The following is a 26381-nucleotide window of genomic DNA, read 5'->3' on the forward strand; positions in this document are numbered from 1 at the left end:
AAGTTCGCGGGACAGGCGAACATCGCCGGCGGTCGCCGGGCGAGTTTGTAACCGGAAACGGTGTCGCCAGTACTGGTTAGTGAGCAGGTGGCATGCTCCGGCGTATGGCGTCGGCACCAGTCGAGATCCTCCTCGGCATCTATCTCGGAATCCTCACCGGCATCATCCCGGCGCTCGTGTCGTGGGCGCTGGGATTCGGGTTTAAGTACTTCACCGGCGTGACCATCCCGCCCCTGGGCGTGTTGGTCCTGGCAGTCGCGCTCGCCGGAGTCAGCGGCGGCCTCCTCGCGCTGGCGAATCCGGCAGTGACCGAATCGGCGAATGCGCCCACGCTCGTCACCGGCATCCTCGTCGTGGCCGCGCTCTCGCTGTACGCACACGCGAAGGGCGATCAGATGGGCGAGACCGTGCCAAAGCGGCTCTCGCTGTCGACGCTCCGCGAGCGGACGCTCTCGCGTGACGTCGTCGAACTCATCGGCGGCCTCGACGAAGTCAGGATTCGCGTCACCGGCGACGTGGCGGACATGGAGGGGTTTCCACCGTTACCCGCCGACCTGCGGGCAGAGATCCGCGACGCCGAGTACACGTTCCCGGCGGACCTCCGGATCTCGGCGCTCGAAACGCGATTCGCCGAACGACTCCGGACCGAGTTCGACCTCGGCGACGTGGCCGTCAGCATCGACGAGCGCGGCCAGGCGTCGGTCGTCGCCGCCCCGCCGTTCTCGGGACTCTCGAAACGCGTCTCCATGGGAGAACGCGCAGTCTCCGTCGAGACGCTCGTTCCGACGGGACTCGCGCGCGGCGACGAGGTCCGACTCGTCACGGACGGCGGGCGACTCGTCGGAACCGTCGTCAGCGCGCAGTCGGACGAGAACGCGTCCGGCCGGGAGCAGCCGGCAGCGTCGACACGCGACGCGGCCAACCCGACTGAAGACGACGAGGAACCCGTCTCGTCGCCGGTCCGAGCGCCGACGACGACCGGCGGTCGCGGTCGGCTCACCGTCGCCGTCCCACACCGGGACGCGGGAGAACTGGTCGAGGCAGACGCCGTCCAGGTCGTCGTCGAGGCCCAGGGGAGCCGTCTGGAGTACGAACTCGTCTCGCTCCTCCGGCGAAACGGCAAGCTGTTCCAGCGGTTCACGGTCACGTCGGGCAGTCCGATCGAGGGCGCGACGCTCGGGACGGCAACCGTCCGGGAAGCCTACGGCGTCGCGGTGCTGGCGGTCAGACGGCAGTCCGGCTGGACGCTCGTGCCGACGGGAACCTTCGAGTTCACGGAGAGCGACGACGTGTTCGCCGTCGGCAGCCGCGACGCGCTCGACCGCTTCGCGGAGGCAGTCGCGTAGCGATGTCGATCGAGACGGCGGCGGGACTCGCGCTCCAGGACGTCTCGGTGATCGACAACCCGGTGATCGCCGTCACCCGACTGGTGGGGATGGCGCTCCTCTCGGGATCGCTCTCCGGCACCGTCGCGCTGGTGTTCCGGTGGTACGCCAACGAACGCGTCCAGCCCGGCCTCCCGGTTCTCGTCGGCCTCAGCGGGGTCGCTGCGTATCTCAACACCCGCCGCGCCCTCGGACACGTCATCACCGGGACGGGACCGGACCCGCTTTCGACGACGACGGCGCTGTTCAACGTCAGCGCGTTCCTCGTCGCCGGCGTCGCCGCGTACGGCGCGATCGCCGTCGGAGACCGCCTCGGCAAAGACGTGTTCGTCGCGGCCGGCGGTCGAAAGGTCAACGGCGAGGTGAGCCGCGTCGTCGAGGCCGTCGGCCGGGTCATCGCCGTCGAACTCCCCGAGGAGATCGACGACATCGTCGGCTACGATCCCGTCCCGGCGGAGACGAAAGCTCAGCTCGCCGGCCACACGTTCCTCTTTCCGAAGCGATTGACCGTCGGCGAGCTCGAACAGCGACTGCGAACCCGGCTCAAAGCCGACTACGACGTCGGCCACGTGGACGTCGACGTCGCAGCCGACGGCAGCGTCGAGTACCTCGCGCTGGGCGCGCGCGCCGCCGGGATCGGCCCGACGCTCCCGCCGGAAACGGCCGCCGTCGCGATCAACGCCGACCCCGCGTTCGCGGCCAGCGCCGGCGACGTCGTTCAGGTCTGGACGACCGACCCGATCGAGCACGTGACGACGGGCGAGATCCGCGGCATCGCCGACGACGTGGTGACCCTGGCGATCGACGCCGCCGACGCGGACGGACTCGATCAGACCACCCGGTACCGGCTGGTGACGCTCCCCGTCGAGCCACGCGCCGACCGCGAGTTCACGTCGCTGCTCCGGGCTGCAGACGAGACGATGAGCATCGTCACCGTTCGCGACGGGAGCCCGCTCGCCGGCCAGCCCCTCGGCTCGCTCGCCGTTACCATCATCGCCGTTCGGGTCGCCGACGGCGACGTCGAAACCCTCCCGAAACGCAGTCGTCTCGTCGATCCAGGCGACGCGCTCTACGCCATCGCTCGCCCGGAGGAACTCCGCAAGCTCGACGCGGCGGCTGCCGCTCGCGGCGACACTCCCGAGAGCGAGCCGACCGAGCCGCCCGCCGAAGGGGACTGAGCGGACCCGGAATCCTCTTTGTCGCCGCGGCCGCCTCTTCTGGTATGCAGTGGAAGCTCTTCGCCAATCTCGCGGAGACTGTCGGTACCAAGGAAGTCTCGGTGGACGTCGATCCCGGCGCGACGTTCGGCGACGCGCTGGACGCGCTCGTGGACGCCCACCCGGAACTCCGCGAGGAAGTGCTCGACGAGAACGGCGAGATCGAGGACCACATCCGCGTCCTCCACAACGGGGACAACCCGTTCGTCGAGAAGGACGGGTACGAGACGGAATTGGCAGAGGGCGACGAACTGGCGCTGTTCCCGCCGGTCAGCGGTGGCTAACTCTCACTCAGGTCTTTCTCCAGCACGAACTCGGGTGCCTCGCCGACGTTCGCCCGCGCGTACGCCGCGTCTGAGACGTGGCGCGCAGTTTCGGGGATGACGACCCGCGTCTCGTCCACGCCGAGCGCCGCGGCGTCGCGTTCGATGGCCGCGAACACCGTCTGCGCGGCCGGAACGTCCGTCCAGGTCGCGAAGCCGTACTCGGCGTACCGCGTCTCACCGTCCGTACTCTCGTAGTCACGCACGCGCACGGCCGCCGCGCGCGTCCCGTTCTCGCCCTGCACCGCGAACACGCGCTCGTCGTCGGCTACGTCCAACAGCTGCTGGCGAGACAGTTCCGAGACGGCCCACGTCTCCGTCGGATCGAGCATCAGGCCGCGAAGCTCCGCCGTCACCGCGGAGCGCTGCCAGCAACTCCAGGCGGCCGCGGCGTCGTCGGTGACCGACAGCTCCCCCGAGGTCTCGGCCGGCGCTTCGGCGTCGGCGTCAGGCTCCGGATGCGCGAAGCGAAACTGGGTCGCTGGTTCGAAGCCCACCGCTCGCGACTGCCCGAGGCCGGCGTCGTTCCACGAGAAAACGAGGTTGCGACACACCGTCGCGCCCCGGTCGCGCGCCCACTCGAACACGGCCTCGGTGAGCGCGACGGCGACGCCTTCACCTCGGAAGTCGGGGTCGACGCGCATCCCCTGTGCCCAGGCCTCGTGGTCGCTGAGCAGGACGCCCTGGCAGAGCCCGACCACGTCACCGTCGACTTCGGCGACGAGCGTCCGCTGGCTCGGACCGTCGGACGCTACCCACTCGCGGAACACGTCGGCGATGTAGTCGCCGACGTCGCGGTCGGCCCAGGTGTCCTCGGTGAACGCCGCGACCGCCTCGTAGTCGTCGGCCGCGGCCTGGCGGACGGTGGGCGCCATCGTCTCAGGTCCAGGGAACGGAGCGGTCGGTGATCTCGCCAGCGAGCGGTTCCTGCATCGTCTCGGCGACGTCCTCGGCGTTTGCGAGCGCCCACATCAGCTTGACTTTGGCCGTGCCGGGGAGCATGTCCTCGCCTTCGACGACGCCGGCGTCGAGCAGATCCCGGCCGGTGTCGTAGACGCGATCGCAGACGCGCCCGTCGAGACACTGGCTCGTCATCACGACGGCGGTGCCGGCGTCGGTCAGTTCGTCGATCGTCTCGATCCAGTCGGTGTTGACGTGGCCGAGACCGGTGCCCTCGATGACGACGCCCGCGGCGCCGTCGGCCGCGGCTTCGAGCAGCGCGGGGCTGGTGCCGGGCGTGAACTTCACGAGGTCCACGTCGGTTTCGAGGTCGTCGGCCAGCGCCAACTCGCGCTCGCCGCGCTCGACGTGGTCTCGGTTGAAGGTGACCTCCTCGGCGTCGTAATCGACCTGCCCGAGCGGTTCCGAGCCGACGGTCTCGAAGGCGTCGCGCCGAGAGGTGTGGTTCTTCCGAACGCGCGTCCCGCGGTGGAGCGCGCAGACGTCGTCGGACTCGCTTTCGTGCATGCAGACCAGCACCTCCGCGCAGTCGTCCTTGGCGGCCTCGACCGCGCAGACGGCGTTCATGACGTTGTCCGAGGACGGCCGGTCGGCCGAGCGCTGGCTCCCGGTGAACACGATGGGAACCGGCGTGTCGAGCATGAAGGCGAGCGCCGAGGCGGTGAACTGCATCGTGTCGGTCCCGTGCATGACGACGACGCCGTCCGCACCGGCTTCGATCTCTTCTTTCACTGCGTGGGCGAGGTCCTGCCAGACGTCGGGCGTCATGTTCTCCGAGAGGATGTTCGCGACGACGCGACCCCGGTAGTTCGCACGGCCGGCCAGGTCCGGGACGGCTCGCAGCACGTCCTCGGCGTCGAACTGAGCGGTCACTGCGCCGGTGCGGTAGTCGACGGTCGAGGCGATGGTCCCGCCGGTCGAGATGAGCGAGATGGTCGGCAGGTCCTCGTCGAACTCGATTTCGGACTCGCCGTCGGTGTCCTGTGCATCCTCGACGGCGTACACGTCAGATTCGAGTACTTCCACGTCCGCCGCGTCGCGGTCGACGCCGACGTTGTACCCGCTATCGAGCTTCACGACGAGGTTCTCCGTCGTCGTGGAGGGCAAGAGGACGCCCTCGTACGTCTGGTCCGCGCGGTCGACGCGGACCCGGTCCCCTGGGTTCATACGCTCGCGTACCGCACGCCCGGACTTGAAACCATCTTTTCGCGCACCGCGCCGGGAAAAGACTCACGTCCGCACAGGTCGAATTCTCACACACGATGGCTGAACGAACCGACCAGCGAGATCGGTCGGTCGACGACTCCGCAGACCTGCTCGACGACGCCGGCGTCAGAGCGGACGTCGATCCGGGCCCGGACGTCGACCGCGGACCGGGGCCGGACGAGCCGGCAGCAGCCGCCAGCGAGGCGACGATCACCAGCCGGCTCCGAGAAAGCCTGGCGTCGCCGTTCAGCGGCCTGTTCTCCGTGCGGGTGTTCCTGTTCGTTCTCGGACTCGTGCTGGTCGCGATGGTCGCCGCGGGGTCCGTCGTCCCGATCCCGTTCCTCGGCGGCCTCGCCGGGTTCGTCGGGATCGCGACGGTCGGGTTCGGCGTCGGACTCGCCGACGCCAGACCTCGGTACCTGGAGTTGCTGCTCGCCGGGGCGATCGCCGCCGGCCTCGGCACGCTACTCGACCACCTGATCCTCGCTGCGTTCGGGCTGGGACTGCCGCTGGTCGTGCTCGGCGTCGGTGCCGGGAGCCTCGCCGGACTCGTCGGCCACTACTTCGGTCGCGACCTGCGCGACGGCCTCACGAGAGACCTCTAGTCGCGGAGCCGCCACTGACCGCCGTCTTTGCCGACGATGCCACGCTCGGCGAGTTCCGACAGGGCCTCCCTGACGACCGGGTTCGGGGCTTCGGTGCGCCGGGTGAGCTCGTCGACGGTCTTCGGGCCATCGGCGAGCGTCCCCAGGAGGTCAGCGTACAGTCGCGTGTCGTCGGTCCCGAGTTCGTCGCTGAGTCGCTCCATCACGTCGGCGAGTCTGCCCTGAACCCACCGCTGGGCCATCGACAGCTCGTTCTCGAGCTGTTCGAGCGTGTTCAGCTCCGCGGCGAGGTCGGCGAGTTCGCTCGCGTCGTCCGTGTTGAACTCGATCTTGAGATGGCGGCAGGTCGATCCCACGTCGAGACTCTGGCTGGCCGGGTAGGCGCTTTTCATGCCGAACCCGTAAGGGGAGACGCTCACCTCCAGGCGGAGGTTCTGAGAGATGAAGTAGTACTTCCGGCGCTGGTCGTCGACGCGACTCTCGATGAGGCCCGCCTCCTCTAACTTCCGGAGGTGGTCGATGACTGCCTTGGGGCTCACACCGAGGTACTCGCTGATCTCCGTCACGTAGCAGGGCTTCCGTGCGAGCAGCCGGAGGATACGCCTGCGATTCTCGTTACCCAGGAGGTTGAGTAACTCGGCGGAGTCCATTTACCGGACGTAAGCGAAGGGTAGTGAAAAGGTTAACTGCAAGCCGCCGGCGCGTCACCGACCACGTGGGTTGCCGTTGCCGCCCGGTTGGGAGCCCCCATTGCCGCCCGGTTGGGAGCCCCCATTGCCGCCCGGTTGGGAGCCCCCATTGCCGCCCGGTTGGGAGCCTCCACCGCCGGCCTTCTGAGAGTCTCCGTCACCGGCCTTCTGGGAGTTGCCACGGTCGGCGTTCTCGTTGGGTTCATCGCCAGCGCTTCCACTGGACGGGTTCTCGTCGGCACTCGGGCTCCCGGCGCCCTGACCGTCACCGCTCTTCGGGTTTCCCGAACCACTGCCCGCGCTCTCGCTATCCTCGGAAGCGACGCCAGTATCGTCGTCAGGAGCGTTCGCTGCCCCGTTAGCTGCGTTTTCGGAGTCACCTGACCGCCTGGACTCGCCCGCGTTTGGAGTCCCGCTGTCGGACCCGTTGTTCCCAGGGCCTTCTGACGCGTCGTCGGCCCGTCCGGGCGCCGACTCTGACGGCCCCGTCTCGTCGGCCCCGGTCTCATTCGCGTTCGGGCCGGCCTTCGCCGGTTTCCCAGGAGCATCGGGCCCGTTCGTCTCGTTGGCTGGACCGACGTCCGCCGGTCGACCAGGTTCGGCTGGCTTCCCAGTGTCATCGGGTCGACCAGCGTTCTCCGGTGGGCCGGCTTCTTCCGGTTGGTCAGCACGGTCCGGCGGCCCACGCTCGTCGCGTCCAGGCGGGTTCACGACGGGGAGCCGCCTGGCGGTCTGTGCGACCTCGCGGCCGCTCACGTTTGCGGCTTCGGTTCGCAGTCGGTCGAGTCGCGTGTCGTTCACACCGGCGCTCGTCGCCGCGGTCTCGGTGTCGTTGATAGATTGCTGGAGCGAGTCGATCTGTTTCGTGAGATGAGTCGCCTGCGCCACGTAGGCGACCTCCGGAAGCGTGCCGTTCTCGTGTCTGGCCTCCAGGTCGCCCATCCGCGCTTCGAGACGGTCCAGTCGACGGTCGAGCGTCCGGATTCGGTTCTCGACGACGCGGTCCCGTTGGGAGCCGTTCGACGCGTTGAACTCCGCCCGCCACATGCCCGCGTCGATGGACCCGTTGACCTCGGCCGAGCTCGCCTGCATAAACGAGGAGATCTGCGTCCCCAGGCTCACGCCACCGCTACTCGATCCGTTCGTCTCGTTTGCCGCGAGCGCTGCCGCCGGGCCCGTGGCCCCGTCACTGGCCGTCGAGCCAGCAGCCGGGGCCACCGCGAGCGCAGTCCCCACAGCGACCAGTAGTACAACCAACGTAGCCTGACGGACGCTCATGTTACTCACCCCTTATCCAGAAAGACACAAAAAAGCGAACATCCGTTCGTACCGTTCAACCGACCACGTTCGCGGACTCACATCGTCTAATAGCGTTTACTTTCCGTTCTGACCCGGTAATCTATCGAGCGCGAGACCGGCGAGCGCGACTGAGAGCAGGGAGAGTATAACCGTCGAAACGACCAGTACGAGCGTCGGTTCGTACCGCAACGGCGGATGCAGGCCGAACCCGTAGTCGAGGATATCGTTTCCCACCGACAGGACGAGTGCGGCCGCCAGCGCGCCCCGAGTAGTCGCTCCATAATGGGGGATTAGGTACGCTTCAGCGACGAAACCGAGGTGCGTGAGGATGATACCGAAGTACGCCCACACCGCTGGAAAGTACGCCGTAAAGCCGAGATTGAGGGCGACGAACGTCCACAGTCCCATCTTCACGAGCCACACGAACGCGAGCGTGTGGAGGTACGCCAGGACCCGCGTCCGAGGCACGGCGTCGAGCGGCCGGCCGATGAACGGAAGCAACGTGGCGATCGACAGCGCCATCAGGAACACTGCGACCGGCGAGTCGACGTAGAACGGCCAGAGGAACGTCGAGACCCCGGGCATCGTCGCGACGTAGTATTGGATGCCGACCAGCACCGCGAACACGTTCGCCACGAGCAGCCAGACGAGGCTCGGCGCGTTTCCGAGATAGTACTGTGCCCACCGCGCGGGGATGACCCGCCCCTCACGTCGCCACATTACCCCATCCTGCCCGCCCGTCCCCAAAGCCGTGTCGCCTCCGACCGCCCGAACCCGCTGTTTGCACGACGGCATAAGTCCACTGGCCAAGGCTTTTATCCGATCGGTTGGTAGGCGTTATCGTATAGCATGTTCGAACGGTTTTCGAGCGGATACTACCTCGGCCGGTTGTACGTCGAGCCGGACGAGCGGGAAACGGCAGCCATGTGTCGCGAGCAACACGAGCGAGTCAACGAACAACTGTATACAGACGGCGAGGGCATCCAGCGCCTCGACAACCCGCTCGTGATGAAACTCGACGCGAGTCACTTTCCGGTGACGGGCGACGATGGGCTCCCGCCAAATACGCTCGCAGTCCCCGAAACCGTGCTCGAAGACAGTCGAATTCGGAACCCGCCCGCGCTCCGAGAGGTCCTGCTCGCAAAGGCCGATCGGGCCAAACAGCTCCTCGAACTGACGGGCCAGTTCGAGTTCGACGAGGAAAGCGACGGCAGCGGTTTCGGCGGGAATTTCGGCGGCCAGGCATTTTAAGCCCTCAGCGATTCCCTCTCCGGTGATGCTGGACCAGCTGCTCGGGCGCGCCGAACTGAAAGCGCGCATTGCGGACCTCGAAGACGAGAAGGAACACCTGGAACGACAGCTCGACGCCGAGCAGGAACGCCGCGCGGACGCGGCGAGCGCCCGCCAAGAAGCCGAAAAGCGCGTCAACCGGCTCGAAGACCGCATCGCCGAACTCGAGGGCACCGTCGACCGACTCGAAGGCGACGACGGCGGCCACCTCGACTTTCGTCGCACCGAACGGCTCCGCGGCGAGCGGCTGACCGAAGTCCTGGACAGACTCGACTCCGTCGAGACGGAACGCGAAGGCGCGCTGACGGCCTACGTCGACGCAGACGTCCCCGACCGCGTGCGGGACGCACTCGGTGAACGGGCGGCGCTCGTCTCGCGGGCCGCCCCCTGTCTCGTCTGCGTCGACGACGCGGGGCTCGTCAGCACGGCGCTTTCCGTGCCCGCACCGCCGGCCCCGTTCGCCGAGTGGAGCGCCGGCTTTTCGTTCGAGCGATCGTGGCTCGAACCGACCGGCGAGTTCACGCTCGCGCTGGTCCGATCGGACCTGTTCGCCATGGGGGAGTACGACGGCCGCGAGCGGACCGCCTTCCACGGGTTCGACTCCGAGCTGAAGAGCCAACACTCCAAGGGCGGGTTCTCCCAGGCGCGCTTCGAGCGGCTCCGCAACGAGCAGATCGACACCCACGTCGACCGCTGTCTGGAAGCGCTCGACGAGCGCGAGACCGAGCGGCTGTACGTCGTGGGCGAACGGACGGTTCTGGGCGAGTTCTCCGACGTGGCCGACGCCACGGCGACGGTCGACGCGACCGGCGATCCCGAGGACGCGCTGGCGGACGCGTTCCACGACTTCTGGACGGTCAAACTGCGCGGGCTCTGACCGTCAGCGCGACTCGACGCGACGACCCACGACAACCAGTCCCAGGAGCGCCGCGAGTGCGGCGATCGCAGTGAATCCGGGACCGTCGCCGCTGGAGGTCGTCTCGGTCGCAGTCACAGTCTCGGACGACTCTGCGTCGCTCCTTTCGGTCGCAGTCACAGTCTCGGTCGAGTCGGCGTCGCTCCTCTCGGTCGCAGTCTGCGTCTCTGTCGACTCGGTGTTGCTCCCAGCGGTGTTGTTCTGACGCGGTGACTCGGGCAGTTCGTCGAAGTCCAGCGGTGCCGGGAGCGCACCGGCACGAAGTGCGAGCGAGAGGTCCCGCGCTTCGGACATGTTCGCTGCCGTGATGACGAACTCGGGATCGTTCACGAAGTCACCCGTCTCGAACGTCTGGGCGAGTCCAGCACTCATCTGGGCCGCGGAGACGACCTCGCCGTCGTACACCGTGTACAGACAGTGGCCCGAGGCGTTGTCGGGGTCTTCCTTCGCAGTGTCGGTCTGGCAGTCCGCGATACCCTCGTCGCTCGTGAACCCGAAGTTCTGCATCGCGTTGGAGTAGTTTTGGGCGGCCTCGTCCGTCAGCGTGACCGGAACGAGAGGGGTGGTACCCGGCCGCCCCGACCGTGCCGAGCCGACGGTCTCGAAGTCTTCGTTCGTCAGCAGCGTCACGTCCCGATGGACGGTGTCGCCGTCGCGCTGGACCGGGAAGTGAGCGACCATCTCGACGCGTCCCTGGAAGGTGAGATTCTCCACGATCACGGCGGGGTCTGTATCGGTCGCCCTGATGCGGACACCACGAGCACCGCCGTCGGTCGTCACCGACGCAACCGTCGCGTCGATATCTGCGCCAGCGAGGCGCTCGTCGATGATCCTGACCGTCTCGGTCTGGGTATGTGCGCTCACGCCGTCGTGAACGGTCGCGGCCGACGCGTTCAGGCCGGCGGTTCGGAGCGCATCGCGCAGGGCCGTCGTCGAGACGTTGCCCTCGCGCACTTCGACCGCGGTCTCTTCGGGCGCGACGCGGACCGTTTGTTCGTCCACGTCGAGTTCGGCGGCGACAGTCGCGCGGATGTCGTCCACGTCTGCGTCCGGCGAAATCGTGACGTTCGTCGCTGTCGTCCCTTCGATCTCGGCCGTCAGGACGGTCTCGTTCCCGTTCGGGACGGTCGCTGCTCCGGCCGCCGAGCCGACCGTCATCGCGACGGCCAGCGCGGCGAACGCCAAGAGGACTGCAGGGCGGCGCATGACCGTAGATGACGCTCATCTAACACAAAAAGGAGGCGGTGGCGGTGTTTATGTCCGGGGACGCCGACACCCCGGCCATGAACGTCGCGATCCTCGCCCACGAGCAGTTCCCCGACCGGGCCAAGACTGCCGTGGGCATCCTCCGCTACGCGGACTACGACGTGGCCGCGGTCCTCGACCGGGAGACTGCGGGCGACCGCGTCGCCGACCACCTCGCCGACGAGCGCGTCCAGGACGCCCCCATCGTCGCCGGAATCGACGGCGTCGAGGGACCGCTCGACGCGCTCGTCATCGGCATCGCACCGATCGGTGGCGGCTTCGAGGAGTCCTGGCGGGCCGACGTCCGCGGCGCGCTCGGACGCGGCTGCGACGTCGTCTCCGGCCTGCACTACTTCCTCGAATCCGACGAGGAGTTCCGAACCCTCGCTGCAGAGCACGACTGCGACATCTGGGACGTCCGCAACCCGCCCGACGACCTCACCGTCTCGGCCGGGCGGGCGGCCGACGTGGACGCCGACGTCGTCCTGACGGTCGGGACCGACTGCTCGACGGGGAAAATGACCACCAGCGTCGAACTCGTCGAGGCCGCCCGGGAGCGCGGCGTGGACGCGGCCCTGATTCCGACGGGCCAGACCGGCATCATCGTCGAGGACTGGGGCATCCCCGTCGACCGCACGGTGAGCGACTTCACCGCGGGCGCGGTCGAGCGCATGGTCCGCGAGCGCGGCGCCGACCACGACCTGCTCGTCGTCGAGGGCCAGGGCTCGATCACGCACCCGGCCTACTCGGCGGTGACCTGCGGCATCCTCCACGGCGCGATGCCCGATCGACTCGTCCTCTGTCACGAGGCCGGCCGGGAAGCGATCCACGGCTATGAATCGTTCCCGATCCCGCCGCTTCCCCAGGTGGTCTCGCTGTACGAGGACCTCGCCGCACCGGTGTCGGCGGCGGACGTCGTCGCCGGCTCGCTGAACACCTCGCACCTCGACGACGGTGACGCGAACGAAGCGATCGTGGAGTACGCCACGACGCTGGACGCGCCAGCGACGGACCCCATCCGGTTCGGGACCGACGAGATCCTCGACGCCGTGCTATGACCCTCACCACGGACTTCACCTGGCACGACCTGCCGCTCGACGTTCCCTTCGGTATCTCCCGGGGGACGACCGAGCGGTCCGGCAACGTCGTCGTCCGCGTCACCGACGAGGACGGCACCGTGGGAATCGGCGGCGGCGCACCGGTGGAGTACTACGGCGAGAGCCGCGAGAGCGTCGAAAGCGTGCTGCCGGACTTGCTCTCGGTGGTCGAGGACGTGGACGACCCCTTCCAGCTCCAGCGCATCGAGCGACGGCTGCGAGACGTGGTCGGCGACGCGACCAGTGACCCCGCGGCCCGCAGCGCCGTCAGCGTCGCCCTCCACGACCTCGTCTGTAAGCGACTCGACGTGCCGCTGTATCGCTACTGGGGCCTCGATCCGGACCGGCCCGTCACGTCGTCGTTCACCATCGGCCTGGCCGACACCGAAGCGATGGCCGACCGCGCCGCCGAGACCGTCGACGCCGGCTACTCGGTCCTGAAAGTGAAGCTCGGGACCGACCGCGACAGGGAGGTCGTCAGGGCCGTCCGCGCGGCCGCGCCCGAGGCGACCGTCCGCGTGGACGCCAACGAGGCGTGGGACCCCGATGAGGCCGTCGCCATGACGGAGTTCCTGGCCGACCACGGCGTCGAGTTCGTCGAACAGCCGGTCCCAGCAGCCGATCCGGAGGGGCTGGCTCGCGTCCGCGAGGAGGGCGCGCTCCCCGTCGCAGCCGACGAGAGTTGCGTCACGGCCCGGGACGTGCCGGCAGTAGCCGACAGCGTCGACGTCGTGGTCGTCAAGCTCGCGAAGTGCGGCGGGCTCCAGGCGGCGCGCCGACAGATCCACACCGCTCACGCGCACGACCTCGACGTCATGCTGGGCTGTATGACCGAGAGCAACGCCTCCATCGCGGCCGCCGCCCACCTCACGCCGCTGGTCGAGTACGCCGACCTCGACGGCGCGCTCCTGCTGGCGGACGATCCCTTCGACGGCGTGCCGATGCCGGGCGGACGCATCGACCTCACAGCCAGCGTCGGGCCGGGCACGGGAGTCTCGGAGCGATGAGGGTCGGCGACGAGCGGGGCCGACGGGCGGCGCTCGTCCTGCTGCTCGTCGCCCTGCAGGTGGGGATGCTGTTCGATTACGGACGGTACGTCGAACGCCGACCGACCGCCGAGGACTTCGCCGACGACTACGGGACGTACGTCGGCCGGACAGTGCAGTTCGACGGTACCGTCGTCGCGACGGACCCCACAGTCGTCGCCGTCGACGGGACGAGCGACCGGCTCGAACTGACGTTGCACGGGTTCGATCGGTCCGTCGAGCGAGGCACGGCCGTCGACGTCTTCGGGACCTTGCACGCCGACCACACCGTGCAGGTCAAAAGCGGCGTGGCACAGCAGACGGCGAACAGAATGTACATGTACGGCATCAGTTTCGTCGCGCTCGTGTTCGTCGTCGGCCTCGGGCTGCGGGACTGGCGGTTCGACGCCCGGGCCCTCGTGTTCCGAAAGCGGAGGGACGAGTAGATGCCGGACTTCATGACGCACGTTCTCGTCGCGTACGTCGCGCTCCAGGTGAGCGCGTGGCGCGTCGACTGGCTCACGCGACCGCGGATCGTGACCGGGATGGCCGGCGCGCTCGTCCCCGACCTGGTGAAGGTCAAGCTGCTCGTTCCGTCCTATCAGGTCGAATCCGCCCTCGGCGTGGCGTTCTCGTGGGAGCCGCTCCACCGGCTCGGTGGTGCCCTGCTGACGGCGGCGATTCTGAGTCTCTTCGTCGAGCGGTCCGAGCGGCGCGTCGTGTTCCTGCTGCTGGTCGGGGGCCTCCTCTCGCATCTCCTGCTCGACGCGTTCCTCCTCCGCCCGGTGCCGTACACGTACGACCTCCTGTACCCACTGACGCACTGGCGAGCGCCGATCTTCGATCTGGACCTGTACCTGTCCAGCGATTACTGGCCGTCGATCGCGACGGGGGCGGTAGCACTGGTCGTGTTCGGCGTGACGCGGCGGCGGGAGTGAGAACGGGCCGGCCCTTACAGCCACTCGGCGAACGTGTCGTGCTCGTTCGAGCGCCGGACGTACTCTGTTTGCATCGTCGCCAGGGCGGCCTGGAGGTCGGCACCGTCGGCCAGCGCCTCGCGCACGCGCTCGATCTTCCACTGACTCGGCGTCGTCCGCGCCTCCCAGCGGGTTTCGAGGGGGCCGAGGTACGTCTCGACCGTCGACTCGGCCACGCCGAGGTCGTCGAGGCCGCGACGGGCGTACTCGAACACCTCGGCGAAGACGGTCTCGGGATCGTCGGTCCGCTCGCCGTCCGCGGTGATCCACGCGAACTCGGCGTCCAGCCCGTTCTCGACGACCGAGTAGAAACAGGCCTCGGCGGCGTCCCAGTCCAGGTCCGTAAGTGGGTGGTCGTCGACGACGAGGCCGTTGACGAGCCCGCCGACGAGACACTGGAACCCGACGATGTCGCGGATCGACGGTTGCGTCGGGAGGGGACGGTACTCGATGCGGAGCGAGCGCTCGTCGCTCAGTCCGTCGACGGGGTCGCCGCCGATGACAGTCCGGAGCCACCGCCAGTACGTCCCGCGCTTGTGATCGAGTTCCCAGAAGTTGTCCGCGTACACGTCGCCCTCCCCCTCGCCCGCGAGCCACTCCGAGAGGAACGGGGAGACGACCGGGTCCGCGACCAGGTAGTCCACCACGTCGGTCGCCGTCTCGACGTCGTCGGGCACCCGGACTTTCCGTTCTCCCGTCTGGTTGACCGACTGCTCGAAGGCGGCGATCCGGAGTTCGTGGTGGGTCTCGGTCAGGAGGCGCTCGGGGTCGACGTCCTCGTCGTACAGGTCACCGGGCAGGAACGGCGAGTTCGTCGCCAGCGCCAGCACCGGACCGAGCGTCCGGATGGCCGCGTTGTAGTATCGGGGGAACGCGTCCGTCGAGGGGATCTGGACGTGCGGTTGGATAGAGGTCGCGAGCGATTCGAACAGGATCGTCGGGAAACTGATCGACGCGCCCGGGACGTCGAACTCGATCTCGCCGCCGGCCTTCCGGACGCAGTCGCGGTCGATGCCCCAGTAGCGCGAGATCGCACGCATGTTCGAGGGGACGGTCACCCCGTCGCGTTGCTCGGTGGCGGCGAGGTACTGGTAGCTCCCCTCGTCCGGTGGGAGCGTCCACATGGCGTCGAGAACGAGGTCGCACCCCGCGTCGCGAGCCGCGTTCTGTGCCGCCGCCCACTGCGTCCGGAGCGCGTCGGCCTGGGCTTCGATCCCGGCAGTCGTGAACGGGTCCGGGTCGGTGTTCAGTTCCGCGTTGTGCAGGCCGAGTTCCTTGTTGCAGGCGTCGAAGACGTCGTCGGGAATCCGGGTCAGCGCGCCGTCGTCGACGGCGTACACTTCCAGTTCCAGCCCGACGGCGAACCCGTCGGTGTCGAGGGCGCCACGGGCGAGTTCCTCCCGCAGGAACGCCGCCTGCTCCTCGACGCGAGCCCCGAACGTCGGGTAGGTGTCGGCCGACAGCGACCGCTCCACCAGTTCCACGCGATCGGTCATTGCTCACAACCTACGAGAGCGGTCGGTTTAGCCTGTCGATTGTTCTCACCGTTTAAATTCCCGGAACATCGTCACGATATTTTTTTGATGGAGTGGCGAGAATTCAGTGGTACGAATGGTGGGGGACATAGTCACGGTCGCCGGGGGGAAAGGCGGTATCGGGAAAACGACGACGGCGATCAACGCGGGCGTCGCGCTCCAGGAAGCGGGCCACGAAACCGTCGTCGTCGACGCCGATCTCGGCATGACGAACCTGGGGAAGATTCTCGACTTGGATCACCAGCCGCGACTGCATCACGTGCTGGCAGGGGAAGCCGAGATGAGCGAGGCGATCACCGACGGGCCGGAGGGACTGTCGATTCTGGCCGGCCACGAGAGCCTCGAAGCGTTCGCCCACGGCGATCCGTCGAACCTCCGGCCGGTGTTGCACTCGCTGGCCAGGAACTACGACGTCGTCCTCGTCGACACCGGCGCGGGCGTCTCACAGGAGACGATGATTCCGATGGACGCCTCGGACGGCGTGCTCCTGGTCACGACGCCGAAATCGGTGTCGATCGTGGACGCCCGGAAGATGTCCGAACTCGCCGAGCGCGTCGAAACGGACGTCGTCGGGGCCGTCGTCACCAAAGCCGACAAGGACACGGCAGTGTCGGCCGTCGCCGACGAACTCGACGAGGAGATCCTGTCGGTGGTGCCCCAGGACGACGTGGCCGCGGCCGAGGAACCGCTCGTCGTGACCGCCAGCGAAAGCTACGCCGCACAGGCGTACCGCCGGCTCGCGATGAAGCTCACGGACTACGTCGGGACGCCCGTCAAACAGACCGCGGAGTCATAGGACGCACGCCGGTCGCACAGCGGCGCCGGCCTCTTCACCCGCTCCTGAAAGCGATCAGAAACGTCCTAAATAATTACACGCAAGGTATTTTTCCCTGTGAGTAGATATATCGGGTACGCAATGGGGGAAGTGTACGCCATCGCCGGGGGAAAAGGTGGTGTCGGGAAGACGACGGCCACCATCAACACCGGTATCGCGCTCGAACAGGAGGGACACGACGTCGTCATCGTCGACGCCGACCTCGGCATGACGAACCTGGGAGGGATGCTCGGCATCGAGCACACGCCGACGATCCACGACGTGCTGTCCGGTCGCGCACCGCTCAGTGAGGCGCTCGTCGAGGGACCGGCCGGCGTGACCGTGCTGCCGGGGGCCGACCGACTGGAGGCGTTCGTCGACGCCAGTCCGGAGAACCTGCGACCGCTGATCGACGAACTGCGCTCGTCGTTCGACGCCGTCATCGTCGACACCGGCTCCGGGCTCTGCCAGGAGACCGTCGTCCCGATGCGAGTGGCCGATTCGGCGCTGCTCGTGACCACGCCAGAAGAGGTCGCCATGGAGGACACGCGGAAGATGGCCGACCTGGCCGATTCGGTCGACACGGGACTGCTCGGGGCCGTCGTCGTGCAGGCCGAGCCGGACACGACGATCCCGGAGATCGCCGACGAACTCGGCGTGACGGTCCTGGCGGCGGTCCCGAAAGACCGCGACGCAGCCAGCGACGAACCGGTCGTCGTCAACTATCCGGACCACCTCGCGACGCAGGCCTACCGGACGCTCGCCCAGAAGGTCGGGAACTTCGTTACGGCCCGCGCGTCGGACTGAGACGGTCTGCTGGAAGGCAGTGACGCATGGACCACCCACCATCGGGTGATCGCCGCGGTACCCAGTGACGGCAAACCGTCTGAGCCGAGCCGCCGTGTCGCCCGGCTCTCAATACACTTATCCCATACGGTCGGCTTGCCACGGGTATGAGCGAGGTCACGGTCACGCTACCAGACGGTTCGACCCTCTCCGTCGCGGAGGGGTCCACCGTCGAGGACGTCGCCTACGAGATCGGACCGGGATTGGGGAGTGACACTATCGCGGGCGTCGTCGACGGCGAACTCGTCGACAAGCACGCGCCACTCACCGAGGACGTCGAGATCGAGATCGTCACGGAGTCCGCCGACGAGTACCTCGACGTGCTACGTCACTCCGCGGCCCACGTCTTCGCCCAAGCGCTCCAGCGGGAGTTCCCCGACGCGAAACTCACGATCGGCCCCTGGACGGACGACGGGTTCTACTACGACGTCACCGGCGTCGACATCGACGAGGACGATCTCGAAGACATCCAGGCGGAAGCCGAACGGATCATCGAGGCCGACTACGACATCGAGCGCGAGCTCGTCGACCGCGAGGAAGCGTTCGAGCGCTACGAGGACAACCCCTACAAACAGGACGTCCTCGAGACGGAAGCCGCCGGCGAGGACCCCGTCTCCTTCTACCAGCAGGACGATTTCTACGACCTCTGTCAGGGACCGCACGTCGACTCGACCGGCGAGATCGGCGGGTTCGAGCTGCTGGAGATTTCGGCGGCCTACTGGCGCGGCGAGGAGGAGAACGACACGCTCACCCGCGTGTACGGGACCGCCTTCCCCACCGAAGAGGGGCTCCAGGAGTTCCTCGAACAGCGCCGCAAGGCCGAGGAGCGCGACCACCGGAAGATCGGCCAGGAGATGGACCTGTTCTCCATCGACGAGACGACCGGGCCGGGGCTCCCACTCTATCACCCCAACGGGAAGACGATCCTGAACGAGCTGTCGGACTACGTCGCCGGGCTCAACCGCGACGCGGACTACCGCGAGGTTGAGACGCCCCACGTGTTCCGGACGGAACTCTGGAAGAAGTCCGGCCACTACGAGAACTACCGGGACGACATGTTCCTGCTGGACGTCAACGACGAGGAGTACGGCCTGAAGCCGATGAACTGCCCAGGCCACGCCACCATCTTCGACCAGGGCCAGTGGAGCTACCGCGACCTCCCCGTCCGGTACTTCGAGGACGGGAAGGTCTACCGGAAAGAGCAGCGGGGTGAACTCTCGGGGCTCTCGCGCGTCTGGGCGTTCACCATCGACGACGGCCACCTGTTCGTCCGCCCGGACCAGATCGAAAGCGAGGTCGAGGCGATCATGGACATCATCCTCGACATCCTCGACACGTTCAACCTCACCTACACGGTGCAGTTCGCGACCCGCCCGGAGAAATCCGTGGGCAGCGACGAGATCTGGGAGAGAGCCGAAGCCCAGCTCGAATCCGTCCTGGAGGACGCGGACATGGACTACGTCGTCGAGGAGGGCGACGGCGCGTTCTACGGCCCGAAGATCGACTTCGCGTTCGAGGACGCCCTCGGTCGCCACTGGGACGGCCCGACGGTCCAGCTGGACTTCAACATGCCCGAGCGGTTCGATCTGACCTACACGGGCGAGGACAACGAGGAACACCGGCCGGTGATGATCCACCGCGCGCTGTACGGCAGTTACGAGCGGTTCTTCATGGTGCTCACCGAGCACTACAACGGGAAGTTCCCGACCTGGCTGGCCCCCGAGCAAGTACGGATATTACCGATCAGCGACGACAACATCCCCTACGCCAAGGAAGTCAAGCACCGCCTGGGCGACTACCGCGTGACCATCGAGGACCGCTCCTGGACGGTCAAAAAGAAGATCCGCCAGGCCCACGAGGATCGGGTCCCCTACATGCTGATCCTCGGTGACGACGAAGAGGAAGCGAAGACGCTCTCCGTTCGCGACCGCAAAGAGCGCGAGACGAAAGACGTCGAGATCGACGCGTTCCGCGAGCACCTAGAGAGCGAAGTCGGCGAGCAGCGGCCGGACCCGGACTTCCTGGACTAGGCGTTCGAATCCATTTCTCGCAGCACGAACGGCCCGATGGCGAGCGTCCGCTTCGCGACGGTCGCGATGCGCAGGATGTACGCGACCAGCAGGACGAACGGCGTCAGTGCGACGACCGTCGCCGCGCTCGTCAGCCAGACGATGCCGTCGACGCCCAGGACGGTCCAGGCGACCGACGCGCCGTCGTCGACGTAGACGATCATCGCGACGGAGACGGCAAGGGCGGGGAGCGCCGTGTACAGGAGCACGCGCGAGAGGTCGATGAGTTCCCACTGGAAGTACAGCGTCTTGACGTGCTCGCGTGCGGGACCGAACAGCTCGAGGAGTTCCAGTAGTTCGTCGAGAGCGTTCGTCACGTCGTCCGGGAGTGCGTCGCCGTGCTCGGCACGGATGCGACGGGCCTCGTAGATCTTCACCGAGTAGTTGAAGTTCAGTGCGGCAGACACCACCGCGAACGTCCCGAACTGCGCGCCGTCGAGTTGCTGACTGACTCCATCGGCGTTTTGACGGATCTCCGCCGTGAGCGACTGAATCTCCTCGCGTGCCTGCGGGTCGCTGCTCTCGGTCGCGGCCGCCGCGAGCGTCTCGCTCCTGGCCGCCGCCGCGTCGACGAGTGCCCCCAGGAATGCACTGGGTTCGGCAGGCACGACGCCCACCGACAGCGTCGACGCCAGGTCCTGGCGGAACGAGAGCGCCCCCTCCATGCGGTCGCGCTGGTCGCCCAGCGGGCCGAGTTCCTGCGAGAGCACGAGCTGGTTGATCGTGACGACGAGCGTGACGCCGGTGATGATCGCCGTGGTGAGCGCCTGGAAGAGCGTATCGATCGGGTCCGTGGACGTGAGCGCCGAGCCGAGCGAAACGGGATCGAAATGCCCGAGCACGACGAACGTGAGAAACAGCCCGGCGAGCACCACGCCGGCGAGTACCCATCGATTGGCCTCCAGCAGGAGCCACAGTTTCAGCCGACTGCCCGGGACGCGACTCCGCATCGTGTCGGCGCCGTTGTCCTGATCCGCGTTCGAGGCCATGCGAAAAGGTCGCCCCACAGCCGGAAATCAGTACGCCCGGGCAATCGCCGGCCGGGCCACCGGTCCAGTGTCGTCAGCTCTTCTCTTCTTCTCTGAGTTCTTCGAGTTCCGCGTCGAGTTCCTCGTCGCTGACCTCGCTGTCGCCGGTCTCGGTGTCCGTCGTCTCCACGTCGGTCTCGACGTCGTCCGCTACCTCCCCGTCGCCTTTGCCCATCTCCTCTTTGAGCGTGTCGAGTTCGGCGTCGACCTCGCCTTCGGTGCGCATCTCTTCGAGTTCCCGGTCCAGTTGGTCCTTGTCCGAGAGGGCGTCCTCGAAGGCGCCGCTCTCCTGGAGTTCGTCCATCGCGGCCGCGCGGGCTTCCATCTCGTCGGTGCGTTCCTCGGCGCGTTCGATCGCCCGCCCGACGTCTTCCATCTCCTCGCCGGCCCCAGTCATGGCTTCGGAGACGCGGTTGGAGGCCTCGGCGGCCTTGTACCGGGCTTTCATCGTCTCTTTCTTGGTGCGGAACTGCTCGATGCGGCTCTGGAGCTGATCTTTCTTCTCGATGAGCTGATCCTGTTGGCGCTGGAGCTGCTGAATCTGGGACTCCAGATCCTCGATCTGGTTCATCTTCTGCTTTTTCTTCTCCAGTGCGCGGCGAGCGAGGTCTTCGCGATCCTGTCGCACTGCTTCCCGGGCCTGCTCGTTGTGTTTGTCGACGTTCTCTTCGAGGCGGCGCTGCTGAATCTCCAGGCGCTTTTTCTGGGTCGTGAGGTCGGCGATGCCCTGCTTTACCTCCTGGAGTTCGTCGCGGAGCTGCTCGTAGGAGTAGTCCAGCGTCTCGGCTGGGTCCTCCGCCCGGTTCAAGACGGAATTGATCTTCGACCGGATGACGTAGGAGGCGCGCGAGAGGATACCCATGTCGGCCCGTTGGGCACCGTCGACCTTAAAACACTTACACGCATCGAGGTCGAGAAACAAATATGAGCGACGAGATCCGCATCGCGGGCGCCCGAGACGTCCGCGCGACGGTCGATACGCCCGACGCCGACGCTGCAGTCGTCGCCTGCCCGCCGCACCCGCAGATGGGCGGCTCCCGGACCGATCCGCGACTCCGGGGCGTCGGTGACGCGCTCGCCGACCACGGCATCGCCTGCCTCCGCCTGGACTACGGGCCGTGGGACGAGGGGAAGGGAGAACGACTGGACGCGCGGAACGCCCTCGCGTACGCCCGGGACCGCTACGAGCCGGTCGGGCTCTTCGGCTACAGCTTCGGCGCGGCCGTCGCGCTGCTCGCCGCGGCCGACAGCGACCCCCAGCCGGCGGCCCTCGGCGTGTTGTCACCGCCAGCGGCCGCCGGCCACGAGTTCGAGACCGTCGCTGCCCTCGACGGCATCGACTGTCCAGTCCAGGTACTGTACGGTGAGCGCGACGAGACCGTCGACTGGGAGCCGGTGGTCGAGCGGGCTCGCGAGCGTGGCTGTGCCGTCGATTCCTACCCCGCCGATCACTTCTTCGTCGGACAGACGGAGCAGATCGCCGCGCGCGTGGCCGACTTTTTCGCCGAGGCGCTGTAAGCTCAGGAGCGACGGCGCCACTGCGGGTCGGCGTCGAGTTCCGGGAGCGCCGCTTCGAGGTCGGTCTGCGTCGCACCGTAGAACCGTTTCCGACCGACGGGCGTCCGGACGCGGACGATGACGGTGTTGCTCGTCGCCGCGTAGAACGAGAGTCGCCGCGGCGTTTCCGTGTGCGTCCACTCGCTGTGGAGCGTCGATTCCCCGTCCTCGACGATTCGAGCACCCAGTTCCCAACTCAAGCGAGTCAGAGCCGAGAGGGCAGACGGCACAGCAGGCGGCAGATCGACTGTGTCCGTGTCAGCGTCCCTCGGGGCATGAGTCGCCATACCACAGGACTAGACTGACGTGATTAAGAATGTACCTATTTCGACGAGAGCCGGGGCGTCAGTTCGCTTCGGATTCGGCCTGGACGACGTCGATGTCGACCTCGGCAGGGTCGAGGCCGACGCGGGCGAACTGGGTGCGGATGTGCTCCTCGGCGGCGTCGATGGCCTGCTCGCGGGTCTCGAACCCGTGGGGCATCGGCGACTCGAACGCGACGTTCAGTTGCCGACCGTCGATCTCGGTCTGTTGTCCGCCGCTTTCGACCTCGTAGAAGGAGTCACAGACCCAGATGTAAGGGGCGTCCTCGTCGGGCGCGCCCTTGAACGACGGGGAGCGCTCGCCGCGCTCGTACAGCGTGCCGGTCAGGTCAGTGCCGCCGGCGTGGCCGCTAATGAGTAACATACCCACACGTACGTGACGAGCAGGGAAAAAGTCACCTGTGGGGGTGGTCGAGCACCCTTCTTCCTGGCAGGCCCGGAGACGGAGATCAGCGTTCGGCTTGGCGACGCAGGGCAGGACCAGATCGGCCTGTCGGTCGACGTCATAGCATTTCGCGTCGGACTGGTCGACGCCCCCGCTCGCGTGTTGCCTGTCGTCGGACATGGCAGGTAAGGGTACCACGGCGACCCGTTTGACCGTCGTGGCGGGCTCCTGCGTGGAGACGGACGATCGGTTTCGCGGTGCCCGTCTCAGTCGAGCGAACGTATCGCCGAGCGGCGACAGGGGAAACGCGTTTGACCCGGGGGTCCGATGGAGCCAGTATGTCAGATCTGGGTGACTTTACGGATTTCGACGCAGACGACGGGGGTGACGAGGACGACGACGCGCCGAGCGAGGAGACGGTTGCAGACGACGCGTCGCCGACTGAGCCGACGACCACCGACGCGACGGACGCCGACGCGGAGACGCCGGAGTTCGAGACGGTCGACGTCTCGCCGGCGGGCAGCGACCGTGGCATCGGCGTCCTCTCGGCCTCCGAAGGACTGACGATCAGCGAGGACCCGGACGACACGGCCCTGCGCGCGTACGTGACGGTCCAGAACCGCTCGCAGGTCCGCATCGGCAAGTACCTGCTCGTCCCGTATCCCGACGACGAGCGGTTGTTCTGTCGGATCACGGCGCTGGAGTACGCCCAGGAGTTCCGGACCGACGACGCGACCGAGATTCACGCGCGGCGCGCGATGCGCTCCCGGGGCATCGACGAACAGGACTTCAAGTTCATCGCCACGCTGGAGCCAGTGGCGGTACTCTTCGAAGAAGACGGGGAACTCAAGCGCCGGATGACCGACCGGGTTCCCAAGCCCGAAACAGTGGTCCGGGCCGCGACAGACAAGAGCGAGATCAAGACCGGCCTGAAGATCCCCGAGGACGGCGTCTTCCTCGGGCACCTCGCAGTGGGCGGCGAGCGCGTCCAGACCGCCGCCGAACCGCCGACCATCGACTACCGGCTCAAAGACGACTACGACGCGGGCGACCCGCTCGTGTTCCGCCACACCCTCGTCGCCGGGGGGACTGGCTCCGGGAAAACCCACGGCTCGAAGAACATCCTCCGGCAATACCTCGACGAGGACCGCAGCTATCCGGTCGCCTCGGGGAGCGACCGGGAAGTGCAGACCGCCGTCGTGCAGTTCGACCCCCAGGACGAGTACGCCCAGATGCACGACGACAACCCCGACATGACCGACGAGGACCGGCGACGACTCGAACGGGAAGGCGTCGCCTACGGCGGCCACGACGACACCGTCGCGTTCGTCCCGAAAGTCGGCGGCAGTTCCTACGCCGCCGACCACCACCGCGCCGAGCAGGTCGAGTTCACCATCCCGTTCTCGATGGTCCGGGGCAACCCCTGGCTCGTCTCCGGCGGCGGCCTCAACGACAACCAGTACTCCGCGTTGCGCTACCTCCTGAAGCGCTTTTTCGACAACTACGGCTCGAACGGGAGCTACGAGCAGTTCATCTCGTTTCTCGACGACCCCGCGCTCAAGGAGGAACTCGACGAGAGCGGGCGCGTCCACGAGGCGACGTTCGACGCCGTGCGCCGGCGTGCGCGGGGCTTCGGCGACGTGTTCGACCAGGACGCCCGGCCGATCACCGAGCTGATCCACGAGTTCGTCCGTCCCGGTGGTCTCACGGTCGTGCCGACCTACCACATCAACGAGAGCCGGACCACCGAAACGATCGTCCTGGCGCTGTCGAGTCTCCTGGTAGACGAGAAGCTCTCGAACGATCCGCACTTCGACCGGATCAAAGAGACGCCCCTCGTCGTCGGGATGGACGAGGCCCACAACTTCCTGACCGACGCCGACAGCGTCCAGGCCCGGAAGGTCATCGGGAAGTTCACCGAGGCGGCGAAACAGGGCCGCAAGGAACGGCTCGGCCTCTTCCTCATCACCCAGGACCCCCAGGACATCGCCGAGCCGGTGTTCAAGCAGATCAACACGACCGTCGTCCTCAATCTCGGCGACGACGACGCGATCTCCGCGGTGAACATCCCGTCGAACCTCGAAGCCAAGGTCCCCTACATGGAGAAAGGCCAGATGGTCGTCTACTCGCCGGACAACTCCGAACCGGTGGAACTCATCGGCCTCCCGGTGTGTGTCACCAAACACGGCCGCGACTGAGCACCCGACGGTCCCCGTCGAGCACGAACTATTTAATCGTGGTAGATGTTATGGAATACCATGAGCAAGCGAATCTTGGTTCCGCTGGACGGGTCGTCGCAGGCCTGGGAAGCCTTCGAGTTCGCCATCGACGAATTTCCGGACGACGAACTCGTCTTGCTCAACGTCATCAATCCCGCCGAGGCGGGCTACAGCGCGCAGGCGTCCATCCCGAGTTTCTCGGAGGAGTGGTACGAGCACGCCCAGTCCGAGGCCGAGCATCTGTTCGAGCGCGCACGAGACCGGGCGAACGGCCGCGACGTCGTCGTGACCGAGGACACCGTCGTCGGCAAGCCCTCGCGTGCGATCGTGCAGTACGCCGAGGAACACGACGTCGACCAGATCGTCATGGGGAGCCACGGCCGCTCGGGCGTCACGCGCATCCTGTTGGGCAGCGTCGCCGAGAACGTCGTCCGCAGTTCGACGATTCCCGTGACCGTTGCACGGTAAACCACTTTTTTACGTCGGGGGGTCGCTCCCAGCGACCCCCATCGCAAAAACCTGGACTAAAAACTGCTGCCGGCTCGCTTCGTCGCCGGACTACGTCCGGCTGCCAGCGGGACCTTCGGTCCCTCCCTGCTCGCGGATGCTTGTCTGCTCAATAGATGATCTTATTGATTGGATTGAGACTACATCCTGGTTAGGAGTCGTGATGTCACCAATCCGTTCATACTCCATGACACTCTGTTGATTAGGTATGCCCAATCAGTGGATACTAGCTGGACGGTATCTATGGCACCTCTTTGTTGGAAAGCCAACCCGTTCACGTACTGCGTTCCTCGTGGGGGCGGTCTGTCTCACAGTGGTCGTCATGATATTCGGACGCATCGTGCTGCCAGCCGCATGGTTCCAGTTTCATCCAGAGGCAGTCATCCTGATCAGCATTGTTGTCGGTGTCATCGCTGGCTGGGGAAGATACGGTTTGGGAACGGGGTTCATTGGCACTGCAATTTTCGTTAGTGGATTCTACTTGTGGTACTTACCGACAGCTAACACATTTCCTCAAAGTACAGTTGGCTCGGTAAGTCTTCACACCGCGGGAGTGATCTGCACGCTCAGTACGATTACTGGTAGTATCGGCTATTTTGTCGGTGCTGGTGAATACCGTCCTGTGACCGAAGACCTCAATGCGTAAGTCAATACACCGTTCCCACAGGAATGTGCGATAAGTCCGTCTGTAGACTTTCAGCGTACGTCCTTGACTATCGACCTACCGACTCCTCAACGATATTTTAGGCCAATAATTCTGCCCTCTAACTACTGTGGCACCGTGCTGACTATGCGCCCTGTACTGCCCACCAGCATCCGCGAGCAGGGAGGAACCGGAGGTCCCGCTGGCAGACGGCGCGGAGC

At 66.7% G+C, this 26381-nt stretch carries 28 protein-coding genes; 17 read left to right on the top strand and 11 right to left on the bottom strand.

Annotated features, from left to right (window positions below; translation table 11 throughout):
• The first annotated feature begins 104 nt into the window (after positions 1–104).
• From ACFR9U_RS01855 to ACFR9U_RS01865, 3 genes are read left to right on the top strand one after another with little or no spacing between them, the layout of a single operon-like run.
• Positions 105–1346 carry a potassium channel family protein gene (locus ACFR9U_RS01855; RefSeq protein ID WP_247377264.1) on the top strand — a complete coding sequence of 414 codons (1242 nt, stop codon included), beginning with the start codon at positions 105–107 and terminating at the stop codon, positions 1344–1346.
• 2 nt (positions 1347–1348) lie between these two features.
• Positions 1349–2563: a TrkA C-terminal domain-containing protein gene (locus tag ACFR9U_RS01860; protein WP_247377261.1), complete on the top strand. Its 1215-nt coding sequence runs from the start codon at positions 1349–1351 to the stop codon at positions 2561–2563.
• 44 nt (positions 2564–2607) lie between these two features.
• Positions 2608–2886: a ubiquitin-like small modifier protein 1 gene (locus tag ACFR9U_RS01865; protein ID WP_247377259.1), complete on the top strand. Its 279-nt coding sequence runs from the start codon at positions 2608–2610 to the stop codon at positions 2884–2886.
• Here the strand turns inward: ACFR9U_RS01865 and ACFR9U_RS01870 are convergent.
• Both ACFR9U_RS01870 and gatD read right to left on the bottom strand, forming a co-directional pair.
• Positions 2883–3800, bottom strand: a complete 918-nt coding sequence (locus tag ACFR9U_RS01870; protein ID WP_247377257.1) for a GNAT family N-acetyltransferase — start codon at positions 3798–3800, stop codon at positions 2883–2885. The two genes, ACFR9U_RS01865 and ACFR9U_RS01870, sit on opposite strands and share 4 nt — an antisense overlap.
• A gap of 4 nt (positions 3801–3804) precedes the next feature.
• Complete coding sequence (gatD, locus tag ACFR9U_RS01875) at positions 3805–5052, bottom strand: Glu-tRNA(Gln) amidotransferase subunit GatD (protein ID WP_247377255.1); 1248 nt, start codon at positions 5050–5052, stop codon at positions 3805–3807.
• Between the two features lie 95 nt (positions 5053–5147).
• Between gatD and ACFR9U_RS01880 the strand changes: the two genes are divergently transcribed.
• Entirely contained in the window at positions 5148–5696 is a 549-nt protein-coding gene (locus tag ACFR9U_RS01880) for a hypothetical protein (RefSeq protein ID WP_247377253.1), read from the top strand.
• On the opposite strand, the gene ACFR9U_RS01885 is transcribed toward ACFR9U_RS01880, so the two are convergent.
• The 3 genes from ACFR9U_RS01885 to ACFR9U_RS01895 all read right to left on the bottom strand — a co-directional run bounded on the left by ACFR9U_RS01885 (position 5693) and on the right by ACFR9U_RS01895 (position 8404).
• Complete coding sequence (locus ACFR9U_RS01885) at positions 5693–6346, bottom strand: metalloregulator ArsR/SmtB family transcription factor (RefSeq protein WP_247377251.1); 654 nt, start codon at positions 6344–6346, stop codon at positions 5693–5695. The two genes, ACFR9U_RS01880 and ACFR9U_RS01885, sit on opposite strands and share 4 nt — an antisense overlap.
• A 54-nt stretch (positions 6347–6400) precedes the next feature.
• Positions 6401–7663 carry a hypothetical protein gene (locus tag ACFR9U_RS01890; protein ID WP_247377249.1) on the bottom strand — a complete coding sequence of 421 codons (1263 nt, stop codon included), beginning with the start codon at positions 7661–7663 and terminating at the stop codon, positions 6401–6403.
• 96 nt (positions 7664–7759) lie between these two features.
• Complete coding sequence (locus ACFR9U_RS01895) at positions 7760–8404, bottom strand: DUF1405 domain-containing protein (RefSeq protein ID WP_247377247.1); 645 nt, start codon at positions 8402–8404, stop codon at positions 7760–7762.
• A 129-nt stretch (positions 8405–8533) separates the two neighbouring features.
• Here ACFR9U_RS01895 and ACFR9U_RS01900 point away from each other — a divergent pair, with 129 nt between their 5' ends.
• A complete protein-coding gene (locus tag ACFR9U_RS01900) occupies positions 8534–8935 on the top strand; it encodes a DUF5802 family protein (RefSeq protein WP_247377246.1) in 402 nt (133 codons plus the stop codon).
• Between the two features lie 25 nt (positions 8936–8960).
• Positions 8961–9851 (top strand): Vms1/Ankzf1 family peptidyl-tRNA hydrolase, encoded by an 891-nt coding sequence (locus ACFR9U_RS01905; protein WP_247377243.1) that lies wholly within the window; start codon positions 8961–8963, stop codon positions 9849–9851.
• A gap of 3 nt (positions 9852–9854) precedes the next feature.
• Here the strand turns inward: ACFR9U_RS01905 and ACFR9U_RS01910 are convergent, their stop codons facing one another.
• Positions 9855–11096, bottom strand: a complete 1242-nt coding sequence (locus tag ACFR9U_RS01910; RefSeq protein ID WP_247377241.1) for a SecDF P1 head subdomain-containing protein — start codon at positions 11094–11096, stop codon at positions 9855–9857.
• Positions 11097–11173: 77 nt separating this feature from the next.
• On the opposite strand from ACFR9U_RS01910, the gene ACFR9U_RS01915 reads away from it, so the two are divergent.
• Genes ACFR9U_RS01915 through ACFR9U_RS01930 form a run of 4 tightly spaced genes read left to right on the top strand, consistent with a single transcriptional unit; the run spans position 11174 to position 14195 of the window.
• On the top strand, positions 11174–12193 hold the full coding sequence (locus tag ACFR9U_RS01915) for a DUF1611 domain-containing protein (protein ID WP_247377571.1): 1020 nt from the start codon (positions 11174–11176) through the stop codon (positions 12191–12193).
• Positions 12190–13239, top strand: coding sequence for a dipeptide epimerase (locus ACFR9U_RS01920; RefSeq protein WP_247377239.1), 1050 nt, complete (start codon positions 12190–12192; stop codon positions 13237–13239). Before ACFR9U_RS01915 ends, ACFR9U_RS01920 begins: the two co-directional genes overlap by 4 nt.
• Positions 13236–13703: a hypothetical protein gene (locus ACFR9U_RS01925; protein ID WP_247377237.1), complete on the top strand. Its 468-nt coding sequence runs from the start codon at positions 13236–13238 to the stop codon at positions 13701–13703. The genes ACFR9U_RS01920 and ACFR9U_RS01925 overlap by 4 nt, the downstream gene beginning before the upstream one ends.
• Positions 13704–14195, top strand: a complete 492-nt coding sequence (locus ACFR9U_RS01930; protein ID WP_247377235.1) for a metal-dependent hydrolase — start codon at positions 13704–13706, stop codon at positions 14193–14195.
• A 14-nt stretch (positions 14196–14209) separates the two neighbouring features.
• Here ACFR9U_RS01930 and ACFR9U_RS01935 read toward each other — a convergent pair whose 3' ends face one another.
• A complete protein-coding gene (locus ACFR9U_RS01935; RefSeq protein ID WP_247377233.1) occupies positions 14210–15730 on the bottom strand; it encodes a glutamate-cysteine ligase family protein in 1521 nt (506 codons plus the stop codon).
• 115 nt (positions 15731–15845) lie between these two features.
• On the opposite strand from ACFR9U_RS01935, the gene ACFR9U_RS01940 reads away from it, so the two are divergent.
• The 3 genes from ACFR9U_RS01940 to thrS all read left to right on the top strand — a co-directional run bounded on the left by ACFR9U_RS01940 (position 15846) and on the right by thrS (position 19459).
• Entirely contained in the window at positions 15846–16565 is a 720-nt protein-coding gene (locus ACFR9U_RS01940; protein WP_247377231.1) for a MinD/ParA family ATP-binding protein, read from the top strand.
• A 120-nt stretch (positions 16566–16685) separates the two neighbouring features.
• Complete coding sequence (locus ACFR9U_RS01945; RefSeq protein ID WP_247377229.1) at positions 16686–17390, top strand: MinD/ParA family ATP-binding protein; 705 nt, start codon at positions 16686–16688, stop codon at positions 17388–17390.
• Positions 17391–17536: 146 nt separating this feature from the next.
• Entirely contained in the window at positions 17537–19459 is a 1923-nt protein-coding gene (gene thrS, locus ACFR9U_RS01950; protein ID WP_247377227.1) for a threonine--tRNA ligase, read from the top strand.
• Here thrS and ACFR9U_RS01955 read toward each other — a convergent pair.
• Entirely contained in the window at positions 19456–20487 is a 1032-nt protein-coding gene (locus ACFR9U_RS01955; protein WP_247377225.1) for a DUF7972 family membrane protein, read from the bottom strand. The two genes, thrS and ACFR9U_RS01955, sit on opposite strands and share 4 nt — an antisense overlap.
• A gap of 73 nt (positions 20488–20560) precedes the next feature.
• Positions 20561–21388 (bottom strand): PspA/IM30 family protein, encoded by an 828-nt coding sequence (locus ACFR9U_RS01960; RefSeq protein WP_247377223.1) that lies wholly within the window; start codon positions 21386–21388, stop codon positions 20561–20563.
• Positions 21389–21450: 62 nt separating this feature from the next.
• Between ACFR9U_RS01960 and ACFR9U_RS01965 the strand changes: the two genes are divergently transcribed.
• Positions 21451–22044, top strand: a complete 594-nt coding sequence (locus ACFR9U_RS01965) for an alpha/beta hydrolase (protein WP_247377221.1) — start codon at positions 21451–21453, stop codon at positions 22042–22044.
• Positions 22045–22046: 2 nt separating this feature from the next.
• Here ACFR9U_RS01965 and ACFR9U_RS01970 read toward each other — a convergent pair whose 3' ends face one another.
• Complete coding sequence (locus ACFR9U_RS01970; RefSeq protein ID WP_247377219.1) at positions 22047–22370, bottom strand: hypothetical protein; 324 nt, start codon at positions 22368–22370, stop codon at positions 22047–22049.
• 58 nt (positions 22371–22428) lie between these two features.
• Positions 22429–22770 carry a YfdX family protein gene (locus ACFR9U_RS01975; RefSeq protein ID WP_247377217.1) on the bottom strand — a complete coding sequence of 114 codons (342 nt, stop codon included), beginning with the start codon at positions 22768–22770 and terminating at the stop codon, positions 22429–22431.
• Positions 22771–23129: 359 nt separating this feature from the next.
• Here ACFR9U_RS01975 and ACFR9U_RS01980 point away from each other — a divergent pair, with 359 nt between their 5' ends.
• From ACFR9U_RS01980 to ACFR9U_RS01990, 3 genes are all read left to right on the top strand, one after another.
• The gene (locus ACFR9U_RS01980) at positions 23130–24989 is read left to right on the top strand and encodes an ATP-binding protein (protein WP_247377215.1); all 1860 of its coding nucleotides are present in this window, start codon (positions 23130–23132) and stop codon (positions 24987–24989) included.
• A gap of 60 nt (positions 24990–25049) precedes the next feature.
• A complete protein-coding gene (locus ACFR9U_RS01985) occupies positions 25050–25478 on the top strand; it encodes a universal stress protein (RefSeq protein ID WP_247377213.1) in 429 nt (142 codons plus the stop codon).
• Between the two features lie 247 nt (positions 25479–25725).
• A complete protein-coding gene (locus ACFR9U_RS01990; RefSeq protein ID WP_247377211.1) occupies positions 25726–26163 on the top strand; it encodes a hypothetical protein in 438 nt (145 codons plus the stop codon).
• Positions 26164–26381 lie beyond the last annotated feature (218 nt).

This window comes from Halorientalis brevis, assembly GCF_042678165.1.
GTDB classification, from domain to species: domain Archaea; phylum Halobacteriota; class Halobacteria; order Halobacteriales; family Haloarculaceae; genus Halorientalis; species Halorientalis brevis.